This is a genomic window from Streptomyces sp. NBC_00078, assembly GCF_026343335.1.
Lineage (GTDB): Bacteria > Actinomycetota > Actinomycetes > Streptomycetales > Streptomycetaceae > Streptomyces.
Genome location: NZ_JAPELX010000001.1, coordinates 8849327 through 8867464 on the forward strand (window position 1 = coordinate 8849327; position 18138 = coordinate 8867464).

General features: G+C 67.8%; 13 protein-coding genes and 6 pseudogenes. 4 read left to right on the forward strand and 15 right to left on the reverse strand.

The genetic code is table 11. The features are described from left to right. Nucleotides 1-4: 4 nt before the first annotated feature. Nucleotides 5-361, forward strand: a pseudogene (locus OOK07_RS41125) (MmyB family transcriptional regulator); the annotation flags it as partial. A 175-nt stretch (nt 362-536) separates the two neighbouring features. Here OOK07_RS41125 and OOK07_RS41130 read toward each other — a convergent pair. Continuing rightward, nucleotides 537-950, reverse strand: a complete 414-nt coding sequence (locus tag OOK07_RS41130; protein WP_266801683.1) for a VOC family protein — start codon at nt 948-950, stop codon at nt 537-539. Further along, the gene (locus tag OOK07_RS41135; protein ID WP_266802303.1) at nt 947-1531 is read right to left on the reverse strand and encodes a dihydrofolate reductase family protein; all 585 of its coding nucleotides are present in this window, start codon (nt 1529-1531) and stop codon (nt 947-949) included. The genes OOK07_RS41130 and OOK07_RS41135 overlap by 4 nt, the downstream gene beginning before the upstream one ends. A 275-nt stretch (nt 1532-1806) precedes the next feature. Between OOK07_RS41135 and OOK07_RS41140 the strand changes: the two are divergent. After that, nucleotides 1807-1971: pseudogene (locus tag OOK07_RS41140) on the forward strand (IS5/IS1182 family transposase); the annotation flags it as partial. Nucleotides 1972-2067: 96 nt separating this feature from the next. Here OOK07_RS41140 and OOK07_RS41145 read toward each other — a convergent pair. The 9 genes and pseudogenes from OOK07_RS41145 to OOK07_RS41185 form a co-directional block, all read right to left on the reverse strand. Beyond that, nucleotides 2068-2703 carry a class I SAM-dependent methyltransferase gene (locus OOK07_RS41145; protein ID WP_266801684.1) on the reverse strand — a complete coding sequence of 212 codons (636 nt, stop codon included), beginning with the start codon at nt 2701-2703 and terminating at the stop codon, nt 2068-2070. A gap of 99 nt (nt 2704-2802) precedes the next feature. Continuing rightward, a pseudogene (locus tag OOK07_RS43885) lies at nt 2803-2980 on the reverse strand (IS256 family transposase); the annotation flags it as partial. Nucleotides 2981-3077: 97 nt separating this feature from the next. Continuing rightward, nucleotides 3078-6068 carry an aminotransferase gene (locus tag OOK07_RS41155; RefSeq protein ID WP_266801685.1) on the reverse strand — a complete coding sequence of 997 codons (2991 nt, stop codon included), beginning with the start codon at nt 6066-6068 and terminating at the stop codon, nt 3078-3080. Nucleotides 6069-6127: 59 nt separating this feature from the next. After that, a complete protein-coding gene (locus OOK07_RS41160; protein ID WP_266801686.1) occupies nt 6128-6568 on the reverse strand; it encodes an Lrp/AsnC family transcriptional regulator in 441 nt (146 codons plus the stop codon). Between the two features lie 668 nt (nt 6569-7236). Then, nucleotides 7237-7518, reverse strand: a complete 282-nt coding sequence (locus tag OOK07_RS41165; protein WP_266802305.1) for a zinc-binding dehydrogenase — start codon at nt 7516-7518, stop codon at nt 7237-7239. Then, nucleotides 7452-8150 carry an alcohol dehydrogenase catalytic domain-containing protein gene (locus OOK07_RS41170; protein ID WP_266801687.1) on the reverse strand — a complete coding sequence of 233 codons (699 nt, stop codon included), beginning with the start codon at nt 8148-8150 and terminating at the stop codon, nt 7452-7454. Before OOK07_RS41170 ends, OOK07_RS41165 begins: the two co-directional genes overlap by 67 nt. 138 nt (nt 8151-8288) lie before the next feature. Next, nucleotides 8289-8459: pseudogene (locus OOK07_RS41175) on the reverse strand (integrase core domain-containing protein); the annotation flags it as partial. Nucleotides 8460-8565: 106 nt separating this feature from the next. Beyond that, nucleotides 8566-10368, reverse strand: a complete 1803-nt coding sequence (locus OOK07_RS41180) for a reverse transcriptase/maturase family protein (RefSeq protein ID WP_266794913.1) — start codon at nt 10366-10368, stop codon at nt 8566-8568. A 538-nt stretch (nt 10369-10906) separates the two neighbouring features. Next, nucleotides 10907-11686, reverse strand: a pseudogene (locus OOK07_RS41185) (IS481 family transposase); the annotation flags it as partial. A 179-nt stretch (nt 11687-11865) separates the two neighbouring features. Between OOK07_RS41185 and OOK07_RS41190 the strand changes: the two are divergent. Together OOK07_RS41190 and gad are read left to right on the forward strand one after the other, a co-directional pair. Beyond that, a pseudogene (locus tag OOK07_RS41190) lies at nt 11866-12860 on the forward strand (IS5 family transposase). Nucleotides 12861-13241: 381 nt separating this feature from the next. After that, a complete protein-coding gene (gad, locus tag OOK07_RS41195) occupies nt 13242-14606 on the forward strand; it encodes a glutamate decarboxylase (protein WP_266801688.1) in 1365 nt (454 codons plus the stop codon). Nucleotides 14607-14976: 370 nt separating this feature from the next. On the opposite strand, the gene OOK07_RS41200 is transcribed toward gad, so the two are convergent. From OOK07_RS41200 to OOK07_RS41215, 4 genes are all read right to left on the reverse strand, one after another. Next, nucleotides 14977-15621, reverse strand: a complete 645-nt coding sequence (locus OOK07_RS41200; protein ID WP_266801689.1) for a GAP family protein — start codon at nt 15619-15621, stop codon at nt 14977-14979. A 272-nt stretch (nt 15622-15893) separates the two neighbouring features. After that, on the reverse strand, nt 15894-17174 hold the full coding sequence (locus tag OOK07_RS41205) for an MFS transporter (protein WP_266801690.1): 1281 nt from the start codon (nt 17172-17174) through the stop codon (nt 15894-15896). A gap of 17 nt (nt 17175-17191) precedes the next feature. Beyond that, the gene (locus OOK07_RS41210) at nt 17192-17731 is read right to left on the reverse strand and encodes an ArsR/SmtB family transcription factor (protein ID WP_266801691.1); all 540 of its coding nucleotides are present in this window, start codon (nt 17729-17731) and stop codon (nt 17192-17194) included. 78 nt (nt 17732-17809) lie between these two features. Continuing rightward, nucleotides 17810-18043, reverse strand: a complete 234-nt coding sequence (locus tag OOK07_RS41215; protein WP_266801692.1) for a WD40 repeat domain-containing protein — start codon at nt 18041-18043, stop codon at nt 17810-17812. Between the last annotated feature and the right edge of the window lie 95 nt (nt 18044-18138).

The window sequence follows — 18138 nt, forward strand, 5'->3', positions numbered from 1 at the left end:
ATCCGCAGGCTGTACGCGACGTTGTCGTAAGGTCGTGGCCGGACTGCGCCACGCCACGGGCCTGGACCCGCACTACCGGCGCCTGCACGACCTGGTCGCCTCCCTGAACGAGGAGAGCGAGGCGTTCGCCGCCCTGTGGTCCTCGCACGCCGTCCACGGCAAGAGCCGTGACGCCAAGGACCTCCTCCACCCCGACGTCGGGCCTCTCGCCCTGACCTACCAGACTTTCGACGTCCGCGGAGCGCCGGGCCAGCAGCTGGTGATCTACCACGCCGAACCGTTCAGCCCCAGCGGTCAGGCACTGTCTCTGCTCGGCAGCCTCCACGCCACACACCGCCGGCAATCCGCCACGGAGCAGTAGCCCCCCGGCATGCCGGCGCACCCCGCCCGCGGGCGGGAGCGCCTGCGCCAGGGCGCGGCCCGTGGCGGGGACTGAGGAGTCCACCCCCGGCATCCAGCTGGGCACTACCCCCAAGCCCGGCCCTTCAGGGCCGGGTCAGGCTGACGGCTTCGTCACTGCGCAGACCGTGGCCGCCTCAGGCGAAGTCTGCTGCGGTGATGCCGTCGGGATGTCCGGACGGCCACTCCACCAACTCGATCCGGTAACCATCCGGGTCCGTGAGCCACGACGTCTTCGGGCCGTGAGGGCCGCCCGGGTACTGGAGGGGTTCGGGCCTCAGGCCGGCTTCGGTCAGCGTCTCCAGGGTGGTGGCGAGCCTCTCCACCTGGATCGCGAGGTGGTCGAAACCGCTGCCCACGTCGACTGGTGCGTCGCCGGGGCGGTGGACCAGTTCGAGCGAGGCCGCCGGTTCGTCGGGGAACTTGAGGATCACAAGGTGAGCGCCGTCGCCGCTCTCGACCCTGCCCAGTTCGGCGTAGCCCAAGGCGGTGTAGAAACCGAGCGAGCGGTCCAGATCGGTGACGCGGTAGGAGACGAAGAGCGTCTTCATGCGGCTTCCTCGGGGCGATGCACCCGGTAACGGAGGTGCGTGACGTCTCGATCCTCGAGCCGTCGGACGAGGTCGAGTTCGATGTGATCGCCACCCACGTGGTCGAACAGCCGTCGGCCGTCCCCGAGGAGGACCGGAACCAGGTGGATCTCCATCTCGTCCAACTGCCCGGCCCGCAGAAGTGCTTGGGCCGCCCCGGCCCCGTGGACCATGACCGGCCGGTCCCCTGCGGCCGCGCGAGCCTGACGGGCGCAGTCCTCGACATCGGTGACGAAACGCGCGTGGCCGGGTGGCACGTCCTCGTCATCCACCTGGTGGGTGAGGACGAAGATCGGCACGCCGTCGTGGTGGTCGCCCTGCCAACGCCCGGCGAGCTCGAATGTCCTACGGCCTGAGATCAGCGCGCCGGTCGCCAGCGCTTCGCGATAGACGTCGCCGCTCGGACCGTCGGACTCCCGGTCGTCGAGCCAGTTGAAGAGTCGTCCACCGTCGCGTCCGAGCTCCTGCCCCGGCCGATCGTCCGGTCCGGCGATATAACCATCGAGCGACATCGACATGTACAGCCGAATCGGATTGTTCATCCTGGCCTCCATCTCTCCTCCATGACACCGGGAGCCGGCGTTTCCTGATCCACCGACGGGGCGGCCTTGTCACAAGGGGGACTTCAGGCAACGGGCGAACTCATCGGTCCGCCGCGCGGGCCTGTTGCAGGGCTGGGGGCAGGAGTCATGATAAGTGGATCAATTGCGATCGTTCAGGCCGCGTGGCTCTCGGAGCGTTCGACGAGGTGGCCGCGCTCGAAGCGGGCTCCGGCACGGACCAGGGCGACGAGGTGGGGTGCGTTCACGGCCTGCCAACGCTGCACGGGTCCGGGCCCGGCGCCGTCCGGTGGGTCGTCGAGCGGGCGAAGGCCTCGATCCACGGCTTGCGCCGTCCACGGATCCGCTGGGACATCCGCGGCGACATCCATGAAGCCTTCCTGAAGCTGGCGTGCTGTGTCATCACCTACCTGCGCGCGCTGAGTATCGAGAGCGTCGGCCCCATACCCTGGTCATCGACCGGGACCTCACCCGTTCACGGGCCGGTGTCGCCGCCCGCCGCCTTCGGCTTGCCGCTGTCATCCCAGAGAGCGCCGAGCCCAGAACAGGACGTGGCCGTTGTCGCCCTCGGGCACGAACTCCTCGTGGACCACGTCAAAACCGGCCTGCGCGAGCCATGCGCGGTTCGTTTCGGCGTCGGCGTGACTCCACCACATCGCCGCCCCACCGCCGAGCCAGTTCTCATCGGTCCCGGTCCAAGCCCGATGCCCGGTGGTGCTCAGGAACCAACCCCCAGGGCGCAACCAGGAAGCGACCTGCGTCAGCAGGGCCGGCTGTTCCTCCGCCGGAACATGGATCAGGGCATACAGGCAGACGACGGCGTCGAAGTTCCCTCGGGGAAGCTTCACGGTCGTGGCATCAGCCCGGATGAAATCGGCGCCCGGCACCAGCTTCCGGGCCCTGCGGATCTGGACCTCGCTGATGTCGACGCCCGTCACGCGGTGACCCGCCGCGATCAGGGAACGGGCTACGGGAACACCGTTGCCGCACCCGATGTCCAGGACAGCGGCTGCCTCAGGGAGCCGACCGAGCAACTCCTCGATCCACGACCCGTACTTCGTCTCGCTGCCAAACGCCCGCTCATAGTGCTCCGAGAGCACGTCATACCCGCGCCGGAGACAATTCCTTCGGATCTCCAACGTCCACGCGCGCACGCTTCGGCGCGCCTGCCGGGAGCGCGACCGCTTTTCGCTCAGGTCCGTGGCCGAACCTCCGGGTGTGTCAATTCAACCGCTGGTCTTGGTTGTTGAGTGTCAGTTGTCGCTCGGGGTAAGGCGGCCTTCGAAGGCGATCTGCAACGCGTGAGGGTGCTTTCCAGCGCATGGTCCACCTTTTGCGGCCCTTCCCTGGCGGGTTCAGGCTCATCAGCGCCATTTGGATGCACTTCAGTGCGGCGGCTTCGTTGGGGAAGTGTCCGCGGGCACGGACTGAACCGTTCCGGGTTCAGCAGGTCCATGCCGAACCCGGAACGGTTGTCAGAGCACTAGGAAGGACGCCCGTACACACCGCCGGGCCCAGGCCTACGGCGTCAACGGGAGTGGCCGAGTTGGGTGAGGGCCAGGTCGAGCATGTCGGCGAAGAAGCCGGCCGCGGTGGCGTCGATGCACAGCGGCGGCTTGATCTTGAGGATGTTGAGGTGGTCCCCGGTGGGCTGGACGATCACGCCGAGGTCGAGCATGCGGTCACAGAGTTCGGCGGTTTCTTCTGTGGCGGGTTCCAGGCTCGCGCGGTCCCGGACGAGTTCGACGCCGAGGTAGAGGCCCGAGCCGTGGACGGCGCCGATGATGCCGTAGCGGTCGGCCAGTGCCTCCAGCCGACTCTTCAGATGGCCGCCGACGCGCGCCGCGTTGCCCTGGAGGTCTTCGTCGCGCAGGGCGTCCAGGACGGTGAGGCCCACGACGCTGGAGACGGGGCTGCCGCCGGTGGAGGAGAAGAAGTAGCCCTGGTCGCGATACCGGTCCGCGACCGCCTTGGACGTGATGACGGCGCCAAGGGGGTGTCCGTTGCCCATGGCCTTGGCGACACAGACGATGTCGGGGACGACCTGCTGCTGCTCGAAGCCCCAGAACCAGTGTCCCAGGCGGCCGTATCCGACCTGGACCTCGTCGGCGACGGCCAGGCCGCCGTGACGCCGTACCGCCGCGTACACCTGGGCGAGATAGCCGTCGGGAAGAGCGACTCCTCCGGCGTTGCCGTAGAAGGTCTCGCCGATGAACGCTCCCACCGGGCGGCCGGCAGCGGCCAGTTCGTCGATCACCGCGACGGCCTCGGGTGCGTAACGCACGGCATCCGGCCCACGGTGGCGGCCGCGGTAGGAGTTGGGCGAGGCTACGGTGTGCACCCAACTCGGGCGCGTGGCCAGGGCGTTCGGGTTGTCCTGGAGCGAGGTGGAGACCGCGTCGGAGGCGTACGTCCAGCCGTGGTACGCCTCGCGCAGCGCGACGACCTCGTGCCGGCCGGAGGCCCCGATGGCAAGGCGAAGGCCCAGATCCACCGCTTCCGAACCGGAGTTGACGAGGAACACCGTGTCCATAGGGTCGGGGAGGAGGGCGGCGAGGCGCTCGGTGAACTCCACCACGGAGGCGTAGTGGAACCGTGAGTTGGTGTTGAGCCGCCGCAACTGCCGGGAGACTGCCTGCTCGACGCGGGGGTGAGCGTGGCCCAACGGGGTGACGTTGTTGACGATGTCGAGGTACGACCGGCCGTCCGTGGACAGCAGATGGTGGCGCCAACCACGTTCAATACGCGGAGGGTTGGCGTAATAGTGTCCCTGCACGGTGGCGAACACGGCGTCGCGCCGGTCGAGCAGGCCCCCCTCGCCCTTACGGTCGCTCTCGTGCGTACGGTCGGAGTCGGCCGGGAGGCCGAGGAGCGGGGCGGGGTCGGTGGTGAGCGCGAGCCAGCCGGCGGCGTACTCGGGACGGACCAGGCGCGGGACAGCGGGGCCGTCGGCGTCGCGCAGCGCGACGTGGACCGAGGCACCGGAGCCGAGGTGGGCGATGCTTTCGCCCGCCCGCACCGTCGCACTGGTGGTGACCAGGGGCTGGACCGCGCGGGGGAAGGACAGGCACAGCGTCTGCGTGCCGTACGTGAGTTCCACGTGGCCCGGTGCCGCAGCAAGGATCTTCCCCGCGGCGGGAACCTGGACCTTGGCATCCCGGCCGAGCCAGAGGTCGACTCCGGTGGGCACCGTGGCGGCGGACACCGTCGACAGCGGCGGTGTCCCAGTGAGTCGTGCATGGGCGTACCGGGTGGCGACGGCCGCCGCCCCGTCCGCGAGCGCGGAGGTGACCAGCCGGGCCTCCGTGCCGGCGTCCGTCCAGGCTCCTTGGTCCAAGGAATCGGCTTCGGTGGACAGGTCGAGGAGGGTGATGTCGTCGGCGACGAGGTCCCGCAGGAGAGGACGCACCGGGGCATCGGCCTGCGCCGTCCGAGCAGGCACACCGGCCATGCCGGTCGCGTCCCTGATGAGGCGGATCATCACCGGCAGGGGCAGGCAGGTGGCCTGTTCGAATATGCGCCATTCGCGGTCGAGCGCGGCCTTGGCGTAGGCGTTGTCCTCGTCGACGGCGGCCTGGTGCCGCCCGCTGGCCACCAGGACGGCGGCGCGCAGGACCACGATCGGCCACACCGCCTCGGCCTCCTCGGGGGAGAGCGGACGAACGGCGTGGAAGGCGCGGACGGCCGGCAGCACGTGGTGAGGCTCGATACCGTCGTGGTGGAGCATCGAGGACAGCGACACGGCGAGTTCGCCTACCGCCCAGCTGTTGGTCACGTCACCGAAGTCGATGATCCCGTCCGCCATGGGGGGACGGCTGTCGGGGCAGCGGATCAGGTTGTCGTCGGTGAGGTCCAGGTGCACGGCCTGCACCGGCAGCGTGGCGGCGAGCTTGTGGACATGGGTCCAGGCCTCGGCGGTCGCGGTCCGGACGGCGGTACGCCGTTCGGGTTCGTCGATGTGCCCGGCGAGCTTGGCGACGACGCGATCGGCGTGCCGCGGGTCCCATTGGAGCACGCGGTCGAGGCCCGGGTGTCGGAAGTCGCGCAGGGCGGTGCTGACCTTTCCGACGATCGTGCCCATGCCCGCCAGGGTGCTGGGCGACAGGTGCCGGGATCCCGAGAGCGTGCCGCCTGGCAGGTAGTGCAGCAGGCGCGCGACGGCCGGACCGGTCTCGGTGTCCACCGTCGTGCACCACGGGGAGCCGTCGGGGCGGCGCAGGACCGTGGCGATGCGCAGTTCCGGGCGGGCCGAGGCGATCAGGTCGGCTGCCGCGTCCTGGGCTTCGATCTCCACCGTGCCGAAGGCGGGGTTGGCGATCTTCAGAATCGTCGGGGGCGTCCCGTGGTCTGCGTGCAGCAGGAAGTTGGCGTCCTGCTGGCTGCCGATCGCCTGCGCGCGAGCGGTGATGCCGAGGTGTTCGGCAGCGATGAGCTCGGCCTCGGCCGGCGCCACGCGGGGTACGGGAAGGGCGTCCATGGTGAAGAAGTCGATCGTGCTGCGGTACTCGTCGGGAAGCATGCGGGGTTCCTCGGCTGGTGCGGGCGAACAGGGCTCGGACGCTCGGATGCTCGGACGCCTCAGTCGACGTGCCACAGGAAACGGTGCGTGTGAATCGCGAAGTAGGGGAAGTTCTCCACGGACGCGACGCCCTCGACGGGCCGCACGACGTCGTTGATGAAGTCCAGAAGGTCCCGAGGCTGAGGGCACACCACCTCCGCGAACAGGTCGAAGCCGCCGGATGTCAGAACCGTGTACACGACTTCGTCGTGCCGGGACAGTTCGTCGGCGACCGCCCGGGGATCGCCGTCGACGCGCAAGCCCAGGAGGGCCATCGCCTGCTGGCCCATGGTGATCGGGTCGGTCACTCCGACGACCTGGACCGCCTTGGCGTCGATCAGCCGCTGCAGCCGGAGCCTCGCGGCCGAGGGCGACAACCCCACCTTCGGCCCCAGATCGGCGTAAGGGATCCGGCCGTCGACCTGCAGCTCCCGCAGGATGGCCCGGTCGATGTCGTCCATGCGACACCTCTCTCCTGCACGAACGGCAGGCATTGTGCTTGTTTCAAGCACAATGCCTGATCCGTACGCTCGATTCAAGTGTGGGGACGATGGAATCGAGCGAATGGAGTCTGCGGGTTCCTGTGAGCGCGCCGGAGTCCTGCCGTTGATACGGCGATGAGGCAACGGCAGTGCCGCACACCGAAGTGGGCGATTGCGGAACAATGAGGATCATCAGAAGGGCCCGCAACCGCCGGCCCCCCCGTGCCGGCGCCTGCATCTGCATCTGCATCTGCATCTGCATCTGTGTCTGCGTCTACGTCTACGTCTGCGGGGAGTGCCAGTGGTGTGGGCTACGGTCCTGATGTCCTTTGTGGACTGTCTTCGGCTCTCGCCTGGCCCCCAACAGCGGCCGGGCGAGAGCCAGATGCTCGCTCCCCGGTGGTTCTCGGCACGGGAGCGGGCCCTGGCGGATGGAAGGCCGACACCAAGGGTGTCCTGCATCCGACATGAGGCGCTCGTCATCCGACGCGTTGCTGTGGCTTGCATCGCGACCCGCTCCACCGGCTGCGGCCTGGTGAAAGCCTTACGACTGCTTCTCCATCGTGCCTGTCTCGGCGTGACGACTACCAGGAGGTGCCTGGCGGGCACCGTGGTCCAGCATGGGGATCGGGCGGTGCCCGGTCGGGTCATGCCCGGGTGAGCACGATCTTCTTACCGCCGGCCCGTCCGGTAACCACCCGGGCGAACGCAGCCGGGCCCTCGCTCAGCGGCAGGGGTTCCGGCGCGAGTTTCAAGGTTCCCGCGGCGACCTGCTCCGCCAGCTGGACAAGCTGCGCGGCGTTGGGCTCGACGTACAGGTCCCAACTCGTGATGCCTCGTTCCTGCGGAGGCGCGTCCGAGGTCAGGGAGCACAGCCGGCCGCCGTCCCGCACCAAGGGCAGGGCGGCGTTCGCCGTACTGGCGGCGATGCTGAGGGCGGCGTCGAACCCGCCGCGTACCTTGGCCGACCAGTTCGAGTCGTGGTATCGACGACCTCCATCGCTCCCAGACCGAGCAGGCGCTCTGCGGCGGCAGCAGACGCGGTCGCGGTCACCTCGATGCCCTTGGCCGCGGCGAGCTGGATGGCCAGGGCTCCGGTGGCCCCGCCTCCGTTGGTGATCAAAAGCCGCTGTCCTCGGCTGAGGTCCAGCTTCTCCAGGGCCTGCAGCGCGGTGAGTCCGTTGACCGGCAGCGCCGCCGCGTGCACGGCGTCCAGCCCGGTCGGGCACGCTGCCGCGTGATCCGCATTGATCAGAACGCGTTCGGCCCAGAAGCCGCTTCCGCCGGGCAGCGGGGCCTCGTGTGCCAGCACCCGGTCACCTACGGCAAACCTGGTGATCTCCGGGCCGACGGCCAGCACCGTGCCCGCGCCCTCCACTCCCAGCGCCGCCGGTGGGCGCAGCCCCACGTCCCAGCCAGCGCCGTTCAGCAGTTCGTCCCAGGGGCCGACCCCGGCCGCCTCAACGGCCACAAGGATCTGACCGGGCCCGGGAGATGACGGTTCGGGCAACTCCAGCAGGGCGACTTCCTTCTCGGCTCCGGATACTCCGCACGCCTTCACAGCAGATCTTTGTCCTCTCACTCAGTCCGGCCGACCGGGAGGCACCGGCCGGACACCGAAAGCAGGCATCAGTCGACCTCGGGATCCGCTGCAGAGGTCGCTAGTGGTCTCAGCCGCATTGGTGTCGAGCCTATGCCGCTAGGTGTATTGACCCGCAGCGTTGTTGACGCGGGTGATGGGTGGCTGGCCGCCGAGTGCGGTGTGGCAGCGGTGGTGGTTGTAGGTGTGGAGGAAGTCTGCCAGGGCTTCGGTCCGTTCCTGGTTGCTGGTGTAGGGCCGCAGGTAGGCCCATTCGTCGAGGAGGGTGCGGGTAGGGTCGGCCGGACGGCGAGGTGCCTGCTGAGCAGGTCCTTTTCCGTCCGGCCTCCCACCGAACCGGCCATGCCCGTTTCCGGGCAGCACGGCTCTCCAGTGACTACTGCGTGCGCGTTGTACTCGGCTTCCTCCGATGGATGCGGTCGTGACAACTGCCGCAGACCACAAGGGACTTGCGGCGGCGCGCGACCATCATCTTCACCCAATCGGAGGATGCGACACCGGCCCGTTGGAGCTCGTTGAGTGACTTGACGTGGTGGGCTTCCACCTCGCCCGGCCGCTTGCAGAGCTCGCATCTATTCGCCGCAAGCCGACGGATCAGCTCTTTATGCGGATAGACCGGACCGGTCAGACGGTCGGTCAACTCCGCCGTCTTCTGCCGCTTGAGAGGAATTCCCCCGAAGCGGGCGACCAGTTCTCTCCTGCTGTCTCGCACCAAGGTGGCCTCGAAGCACGTGCGTGGCCCGTGCGGCGTCGCGATCTTAGCCTTGAAGCGGGCCGCCATCTTCGTCACCGACGAGCCGTGCTTTCTTGCCAGGGTCTTGAGCATGGAGGTCTCCATGACCCAGCGCAGCCGGTGAAGTCGTTGGACATCACCGGCCAGGAGGTAGTACTGGACGATGCCCCGGTACTCGATCCCGTATTTGCCCACGATGACATAGTCGGTCTCGTTGACCAGAGGGTTTCGGCACGCGGGTTTTCCGCGCGACAAGTACGGGGCGCTCTTGGCCTTGACCACAGAGGCAGGCACATGCAGGACTACCGCTCCGCATACTGACCGGCGATTTCGCCGATCGCTTGCCGACGGCCGTCTTGTTTTCTGATTTGTGCTTGCTACTGAGATCTCGTAGCCGAGGAACTTTGCCCTCTTGGTACGGGCATGGGTGATCAGCGTCTTCTCTTGTGACAGTTCCAGCTTGAGATCATCACGCAGGAACTTCGCGATCCGCTGTTTCACTTCCTCGGCTTCGGCCTTCGGCCCGACAAACCCGAGCAAGGTGTCATCGCAGTACCGCACGTAGCGCAGTCTCCGGTAGTTCGGATCATTCGGATCCTGGCTCGGGAGACTGTGCAGCCGACGATAGAGAGATCGCACTTCAACACGGTCACCTCGCCGGCGGGCACGTACGATCGCTTGCTCCACCTTCCGGTACTCCGGGTTGCGCGCTCGGAGCTTCGCCCGGGTGTATTCGGGGATCAGGGTTTTCTCGATGAACTCGTCCAACTTGTGCAGGTAAATATTGGAGATCACGGGGGAAACGACGCCGCCCTGCGGAGCCCCGCTGAGTGTCGCGTTCCAGACCCAGTCCTCCAGGTATCCGGCCTTGAGCATGTTGCGCACCAGCCGCAGGAAACGCTGGTCATGGACCTTCTCGCCCAGCAGTCGGAGCGTGACCTCATGGTCGAGGCTCCCGAAGCAGTCGGCGATGTCGCCCTCAATAAACCAGGTTGTTCCGGTCCAGGTGTTGGCCACTTCCCGCAGTGCGGTGTGGCAGCCTTTTCCTGGCCGGAATCCGTGGGAGCGGTCGGAGAAGGAAGGCTCGTAGTAAGCCTCCAAGAGGAGACGTATCACTTCACCTACTAATTTATCCGTCCAAGTTGGCAGACCTAGAGGCCGAGTCTTTCCGCTCTGTTTCTTCGGGATATGGACTCGCCTCACAGGGCGGAATCGATAGCGCTCGTGGCGCATCGCATCGATGATGCGGTCGATCTTCCGAGCGGACATGCCGTCCACGGTATCCTGCGTTACCCCAGGCGTCATCGCACCCTTGTTGGAGTAGATGCGCCCGTAAGCCAGCAGATACAACTGCGGGTTGAACAGCTGTCGATACAGTTCCTCACACGGCAGACCGCGCCTGCCGCGCTCACGCAGGACACCCAGCACCGTCTCGGCGCTCTGCATTTCGCATACCTCCCGACTTTGGGTGTCCGATCACCTGGGGCCCTTCGCCCGACTGCAGACGGCTTTCCCGTCCTCCCCGGCCGGTCGTTACTCCGGCGACTACTACGGCCCCTCCGTCGCCATGGGGCTCGCGCCCGTTAGGCGATCCCACGTTCGTCCCTGTCGTACGTAATAGCGTGACGTAGGCGCCCCACTCATCTCCTTAAATACCCTCACTGGGCATCGCTCCTTGTCCCGGAGGTTGCTTGGCCTTCTTTCACAGCGACCGCAGGACCGGCACCGGTTTCAGACGTTTTTTTCCGGTGGATGCGAACTTTCATCTTCTGGAGATTGGGATTCAGGCAATTCAGCTTTCGCCATATCACGCGGGTCCCCCAGAGCACCGTCCCTGACGTCTGGACCCGGCCTCTGGTTGGCTGGCATGCTACGGTCCCCTTCACCTTTCGGATCCAGGTAAGCCATCAGACCCAGGAATATCCCTCCGAATTCCTCCCGGCTATGCCGGGGATACGACCGGGCGCCTCGTGGCGCACTTGAAGCGTTCGACCTTGCCGTTGGTCTGCGGGCGGTAGGCGCGGGTGAGCTTGCCGGCCGCGTCGAGGTCGGCCAGGGCCTCACGCCAGGCGAAGCTTTTGCGGTAGGGCCAGGCGTTGTCGGTCAGGACCCGCTCGATGCGGGTGATGCCGTGCTCGGCGAAGAAGGCTGCGGCCCGGCGCAGGAAGTCGGCGCAGGTGGCGGCCTTCTCGTCCGCGTGGACCTCGCTGTAGGCGAGGCGGGAGTGATCGTCGACGGCGGAATGGACGTAGTCGAAGCCCATGCCGCTGCGGGTGGCCCGGCCGGCCTGCCGGCCCAGCACCTTGTGGCCGCCGCCGTCGGGGATGCGGCCGAGCTTCTTGACGTCGACGTGGACCAGCTCGCCGGGCCGGTCGCGTTCGTAGCGGCGGATGACCTGCCCGGTGGGCCGGTCCAGAAAGGCCAGGCGGTTGAGGCCGTGCCGGGTCAGGATGCGGTGCACGGTGGAGGCGGGCATGCCCAGGATCGGCCCGATGCGAGCCGGGCCCAGCTTGCGCTCTTGTCGCAGCCTGCAGACATGCGCTTCGGTGGCGGCTGCGGTCCGGTGCGGTGTCGTGCGGGGACGGCTGGGGCGGTCGATGAGTCCGCTCTCGCCCTCGGAGTGCCAGCGCCGGATCCACTTGTGGGCGGTGGGACGGGAGATGCCCATCTCGGCTGCGACGTGCGCGACGGGACGGCCGGAGCGCACACGGTCGACGAGCAGTCGCCTGCCGTGAACGGTCAGCCGGGCATTACGGTGGGACACGAAGGCCTCCGTGCGGTGAAGATTCGACACCTCCACTACACACGGGGGCCTTCGCCATGATCAAGCCCGGCCAGCGTTAACAACGCTCGTGATCAATACACCTAGGGCCTGTTCCAGGTTCAGATCATTGGTTTGGGGATTCGCCGGTGCCGGGCGGCTGGGCCTGGTAGTTGTCGAGGGTGGCGCGTGGTGATCTCTCGGATGCCGAGTGGGAGTTGGTCGAGCCGTTCTTGCCGGTGGGCGAGCGCGGCCCGGTCCCTGACCTGCGGCGGCTGTTCAACGCTGTGATGTGGCGGTTCAGGGCGGGTTGTCCCTGGCGGGACGTGCCTGAGGAGTACGGCTCCTGGTCGACCGTTTACGGCGCGTTCCAGCGCTGGGCGGTGGCCGGGACCTTCCGGACGCTGATGGAGGGGATGATCGCCGAGGCGGCGGGCCGTGGGCAGGTCGATCTCGACCTGGTCAGCGTGGATTCCACGGTTGCGCGCGCTCATCATCACGCGGCGGGGATGGCCGTCGACCCCGAGCTGCTGGACGAGCTGGAGAAGGCCGTCACCGAGGAAAAGGGGATTCTCGAAAGGGGCAAAGCGCACCGGTAGCTCCGCCGGGCGAGGTCGGCGACGACGTGGCGCGTGAGGAGCGGCGGCGTTTACGGCGGCGGCGCAGAGCCCGGCTCCGTGCGGCCGAACTGGGCCGCTCCCGGGGCGGGCTGACCACCAAGACCCACCTCGCGGCCGAACGCCGGTGCCGGCCGCTGTCGTTCGTCCTCACCCCGGGACAGGCCGCCGACAGCCCCCGCTTCGTCCCGGTGCTGGAGGGCATCAAGGTGCGTGGCCCGGTCGGCCGCCCGCGCACCCGGCCCGGCGCCGTCGCCGCGGACAAGGCGTACTCCTCCCGCGCCAACCGTGCCTACCTGCGGCGACGCCGCATCCGCGGTGTCATCCCGGAGAAGGCCGACCAGGCCGCCAACCGCAAGAAGAAGGGTTCTCGCGGCGGCCGCCCGGTCGGTCACGATCCGGACCTGTACAAGGACCGCAACACCGTCGAACGCTGCATCAACAAGATCAAGGAGTGGCGGGGCCTGGCCACCCGCTACGACAAGACCGCCACCAGCTACCTCGCCGGACTCCACCTACGCGGTGCCGTGATCTGGATCCGCAGCCTCCGGCCAACATGATCCGAACCTGGAACAGGCCCTAGTGCCCCGGAATCGTGGTCCATTTGAAGGGTGACTGGTACACCGTGCGGGCTGCGTAGCCTTTCAGGCAGCGCATGACCCCGCGTTCCCCCTTTCCTTCGGCGGTGCGTCGCTCCAGGTAGAGGCGAGTGCGCAGTGCGCCTCTTGGCTTCTTCAGATCCCGATATGTGATCCAGCGGTTGCCGCCAGAAGAGCGGGAACGGATCGGCGCCGTCCTCCCCGTGAAGGGGCTATTGAGGTGACCTGCCGCTCAGCTGCTGAGCCCGGGACGGATGGTGGTGAGCGGTCGTGTCCGGCGCGCAGTCTCGTCTCGGTGTGTCCCTCGCCCGCGCCAGGCTCCGGCGCTGCTTGAATCACTGTATGGCAAATCGTGACGATATGGCTCTTTTCGGTAACCGATTCCTGACCGTGCCCGCTCCCTCGGAGACCTTCCCCGAGGAAGGTATGGCCGCGACGGACGCAATGAGGCTTGTGGATGTGGATCTCGCCATGGAGGGCGACCCGCAGCGTAATCTCGCCACGTTTGTCACCACTTGGATGGAGCCGCAGGCGCAGCGGCTGATTGCCGAGAACCTCCACCGCAATTTCATCGACCATGCGGAATACCCCATTTCCGCTGAGATCGAGCAGCGTTGCGTGCGCATGCTCGCCGACCTCTTCCACGCGCCGGGCAGGACGACTGGATGTCGGACTCAGGGCTCGTCCGAGGCGATCATGCTCGGCGCGCTGTCACTGAAGTGGAAGTGGCGCGAGCGCCGCCAGTCAGCCGGCCTGTCGATCGACCGGCCCAACCTGATTTTTGGGGGAGACGTCCACGTCGTGTGGGAGAAGTTCTGCCGCTACTTCGACGTCGAGCCGCGGATCGTGCCGCTTGCCGAGGGCAAGTACACGATCGGCCCAGAGGACGTGGAGCCCCATCTCGACGAGAACACGATCGGCGTCGTCGCCGTCCTCGGCACCACGTTCACCGGGCACAAGGACGATGTTGTCGGGATCGACAAGCTCCTGCGGGACATCCGCAAAGACCGGGACCTCGACATTCCGATCCACGTCGACGGCGCCAGCGGCGCATTCGTGTGGCCCTTCCTCTACCCGGACTCGAAATGGGACTTCCGGCTCGAGCAGGTCCGTTCGATCAACGTCTCGGGACACAAGTACGGCCTGGTATACCCCGGCATCGGATGGCTGGTCTTCCGCGAGGAGTCCGACCTGGCCAAGGACCTCGTGTTCTACGAGAACTACTTGGGCAAGACCGACGCGACGTTCACGCTGAACTTCTCCACCGGTGCGGCGATGGTGCTCGCGCAGTACTACAACTTCGTCAGGCTCGGTCGCCAGGGCTACACCTACGTCATGAAGATGATGCAGGACAACGCCCGCGCGTTGGCGGACACCCTGCGTAGCAGCGGTCGCTTCGAAGTGATCGGGAGCGACCTCGAGCAGCTGCCGCTGGTCGCTTTCCGTCTCGCGGGCAAACACTCCTACGACGAGTCCGACATCGCCTGGCAGCTCTCGGCCGAGCGGGGCTGGATGGTGCCGGCATACACACTCCCGCCCAACGCGGAACGGGTGAAGATCCTTCGCGCCCTGGTCAAGGAGACCCTGAGCCGCGAGCAGATCGATCGCCTGAGCCAGGACATTGACGACGCGTGTCGAACCTTGGACGAGAAGGGGGCGGCCCACGGGATCGAGCGGACCCAGGTCAAGCGCGGCACCGGCTACTGAGGCACTGTGACAGAGCACAGGTTTCGGGCAGAGCGGGTACCACGCGACGCGACGGTGCACTCCGTCCGCACCTAGAGGCGAACGCCAGAGCGGTTCCCAAGCACATACCTTGCCGCCGTGCCCCGAACGACAATTCCGGCGGCAAGGTTTGCGGAGTCTTTCGAATTCAGGCGGGGTGGAGGTGGTCTCGGGCTCGACGGCGTCGTGCCGATGTCGCCGGTGCCGATGAGCTGGTCCCACATCATGCTGAACTGGGTGTCGGTGAGGTCTTCGCGGTTGCGCAGCAGGCGGCGCCGGGAAGGTGCTCCGGGATGTCAGCCCACCATCGGGGACACCTGCGGGGGTGCTGCCGCCGCCGGGGCCGTCCCTGTCAGGTGACCAGCTCGGCGATGCTCCGGGCTGTCAGCCACAGGCCGAGGAGCAGGGAGAGCGTGACGATCAACTGCTCCTGGTGCTGCTCCAGCCAGCTCCGCAGGGCGTTCAACCGGGCGTTCGCGACGGCGGGCGCCCGCACCATGTACAGCTCCATGACGACAAGGCTGAGTGTGGCCAGCAGACAGTAGCCGGTCAGTGCGAGCCAGTCGGCGAGGGTGGAGAGGTTCGAGTCGATGGCGGTCGCGGCGCCGGCACCGACCAGTGCCCAGGGCTGCAGCATCCATGCCAGGCCGGCTGCCGTGGCCGGGGAGGCGTTGTCGATCCGGGCGGTCCAGCGTGGTGGGCCGTGCGGGCGGGGCGGTCGGCGGTATCGGTGTGCGCTGTACAGCACCAGTGCCAGGCCGATGGCGAGTTTCGCATCGATCACGGCAGTCGAGGGCACGCTGTGACGGGCCGGGGGCTGACCGCCGGTCAGCAGCACCACACAGGCGATCACCGCCACCAGGTTGGCCAGCCACGACACTAGGAACGCAAGGCCCTGACGAACACCGCGCCGCGAGGAGAGCAGCAAGATGAAGGCGCTGTTGTGCAAAGGCCCCAGGGTGATGGCCGTAGCGATCACAACCAGGTCGAGGACCATCGGATCAGCCGCTCCTGGGGTGTCAGGGCCGTCTGCCACCTATGGAGGGGCGGATCGTCGGCAGAGTGAGGCGGCGGTGCTGCTGTGGTGCCGCATTCCGACTCTGCAGGCGACGGCCCGGCCGGTCAAGCAGGCCACGCCTGCATGGTGGCACCGGCTGCCGCGTACCCGGCGAGGGATGCCTCGCCGAGGCCGGACTGCCACCCAGCCTGACAACTGAACTGAGAGATCAGTGAGCCTCGTTCACCCCTGCAGTACAGGATGAAAGAGGCTCAGGAAATGGCACCCTCCTGAGCAGGATCCAGGGGGGCCGGGTGTTCTGGGTCATGGGTCGGTGCGGCGGCACGCAATGCGGCCTGGACCCGGCGGTTGCTGGTCATGGTCGACGTGATGGCGGTCATGGTGAGCAGGAGGCCGGCGGCGGTGTAGAGCGGGGTGCGCACGTCGTAGGTGGTGGCCAGCCAGCCGCCGAGGAAAGCGCCGAACGGGGCGGCGCACATGGCGAGCATTCGGGAGGTGGAGGCGACCCGGCCCATCAGGTGGGCGGGGACGATCGACTGTCGCAGGGACGGGCCGAGCACCATCGTGGCGCCCATGCCCGCTCCGCAGACGGCGAGCGAGAGACCGGCGACGTACGGGTTCGGGGCGGCGGCAAGGCCCAGGATGGCGAGTCCCTCTACTGCGGCCGTGCAGGTCAATGCGGTGCCGGTGCCGAGTCGTCGGCCGAGGAAGGAGGCGATGCCCGCGCCGAGCAGGCCGCCGGTGGCCTCCGCCGTGAGGAGCAGGCCGTAGCCGTAGCCGTAGCCGTAGGTGTCGATGCCGAGGCGGTCGTGCGCGAAGAGGGCGAGGATGGTCTCCACGGCGAGGAAGGCGACGTTCCCGACCGCCGGGCGTAGCGCGAGCCCGAGCAGCAACCGGTCCCGGAACACGTACGAGGCGCCGGCCCGCGCCTGCCGAAGCAGCGACTCGCGGATCTCCGGCACGGGCCGGGGCATGGCGGGCAGCGTGCGTACGAGCAGTGCGGAGAGCATGAACGACACCGCGTCGGCGAGCAGCGGAACCGCCCGCCCGAGCGCGAGCAGCGCACTGCCCGCCGGCGGCCCCACGAATCCGGACATGGCGGTCTGGGCGCCGCGCAGGCGAGAGTTGGCGCGCTCCAGGAGTGCGGGGTCGCGGCCGAGCAGATCCGGCAGATAGGCCGTGGCGGCGGTGTCGAAGAAGAGTCCGCCGAGGCCGAGCAGGAAGGCGACGGAAGCGAGCAGCGGAATGCTCAGCACGTCGAGCGCGGCAGCTGCCGCCGGTATCGCCAGCAGCACCGCACGCGCCACGTCCATGACCCACATCGTGCGCCGACGGTCCCAGCGGTCCACCAGCGCACCGCCGAGCACCCCGAAGAGCAGCCACGGCAGCGTCCCGGCGGCCGTGACGACGGCGAGCGCCATCGGATCCCGCGTCAACGTCAACGCGATCAACGGCAGCGCGGCATGCGACACCCCGTCACCGAGCGAGGACACCGTCTGCGCAGTCCACAGCCGTCCGAACCCGGTCGGCAACTTCCGAACACCTGAGGTCACTTGGTGCCCCCCTCGGCCTGCTCGCGCGGTGCCGGGTGGAACAGTGCGAAGACGAGTGACGCGTCCGGCAGCGACGGATCGGACAGCTCCCGGTACTCGTCCGCCAGTGCCTCCAGCCGCGCCCCCAGCTGCGCGAACTGCTCCTCGGTGAGCCGCAGATGCGCCATCCGTACGTGCCGCTCGCCATCCACCGGCGACGCCTCCAGGTCCGCCACCGCATGCCGCATCAGCACATCGGGCTGACCCACCCCGGGGTCCGGCAGCTGGATCGACCGTGCGGCCATCGCGTAGTACCGCTCGGTGACCCCCCGCACTTTCCGTGTCCGCACCACCTTCACCAGGCCGGCCCGCTCCAGCAGTCGCACGTGATAGCTGGAACTTCCCTTCGCGAGGCCCACACGCTCGGCGATCTGCGTAATCGTCGCCGGCTCGAAGCGGAGCACGGCCATGATCCGGTGACGGGTGAGATTGGAGACGGCGCGCAGCTGTTCGTCAGTGGTGACGTGAAAGGTCTCGGGTAGATCATCGGCAGGCATGCGAGCAATGGTCAACGATTCTTGACCATTAGGCAAGGGGGTTTGGCTCGGTCTCCGAAATCGTCGGGATCGTCGGGATCATCGGTTCGGCCACAGCCGCACCGTGCCGTCGAGGCCGGCGGAGGCCAGGGTCTTGCCGTCCGGGCTGAAGGCCACGCTGTCGGCGTGGCCGGCGGAGATCGTGAACACGACTCTGCGGGGGCCTGGGCCGTTGGCTCTCGCCTCCCGCATCACGAACGGGACGGCTGCGGCACTCGCTGCGAGCGCGGCGAACAGCAGCGTGCGGCGCCGAACCTTGGCCGGGGGCTTCACCGGCGGTCGGCGGGGGTGTGGTCCTGTCCCATGGATGGCCGCGTCGGAAGAGGCGATGTTTGAGGGTTCGTTGGAATCCTTCGGCGCACATCCAG

Excerpts from the sequence above, each read along its gene's own strand:
- OOK07_RS41130 (WP_266801683.1), bottom strand. The coding sequence starts at position 950 with ATGAAGACGCTCTTCGTCTCCTACCGCGTCACCGATCTGGACCGCTCG.
- OOK07_RS41135 (WP_266802303.1), bottom strand. The coding sequence starts at position 1,531 with ATGAACAATCCGATTCGGCTGTACATGTCGATGTCGCTCGATGGTTAT.
- OOK07_RS41155 (WP_266801685.1), bottom strand. The coding sequence starts at position 6,068 with ATGCTTCCCGACGAGTACCGCAGCACGATCGACTTCTTCACCATGGAC.
- OOK07_RS41160 (WP_266801686.1), bottom strand. The coding sequence starts at position 6,568 with ATGGACGACATCGACCGGGCCATCCTGCGGGAGCTGCAGGTCGACGGC.
- OOK07_RS41180 (WP_266794913.1), bottom strand. The coding sequence starts at position 10,368 with ATGCAGAGCGCCGAGACGGTGCTGGGTGTCCTGCGTGAGCGCGGCAGG.
- gad (WP_266801688.1), top strand. The coding sequence starts at position 13,242 with ATGGCAAATCGTGACGATATGGCTCTTTTCGGTAACCGATTCCTGACC.
- OOK07_RS41200 (WP_266801689.1), bottom strand. The coding sequence starts at position 15,621 with ATGGTCCTCGACCTGGTTGTGATCGCTACGGCCATCACCCTGGGGCCT.
- OOK07_RS41210 (WP_266801691.1), bottom strand. The coding sequence starts at position 17,731 with ATGCCTGCCGATGATCTACCCGAGACCTTTCACGTCACCACTGACGAA.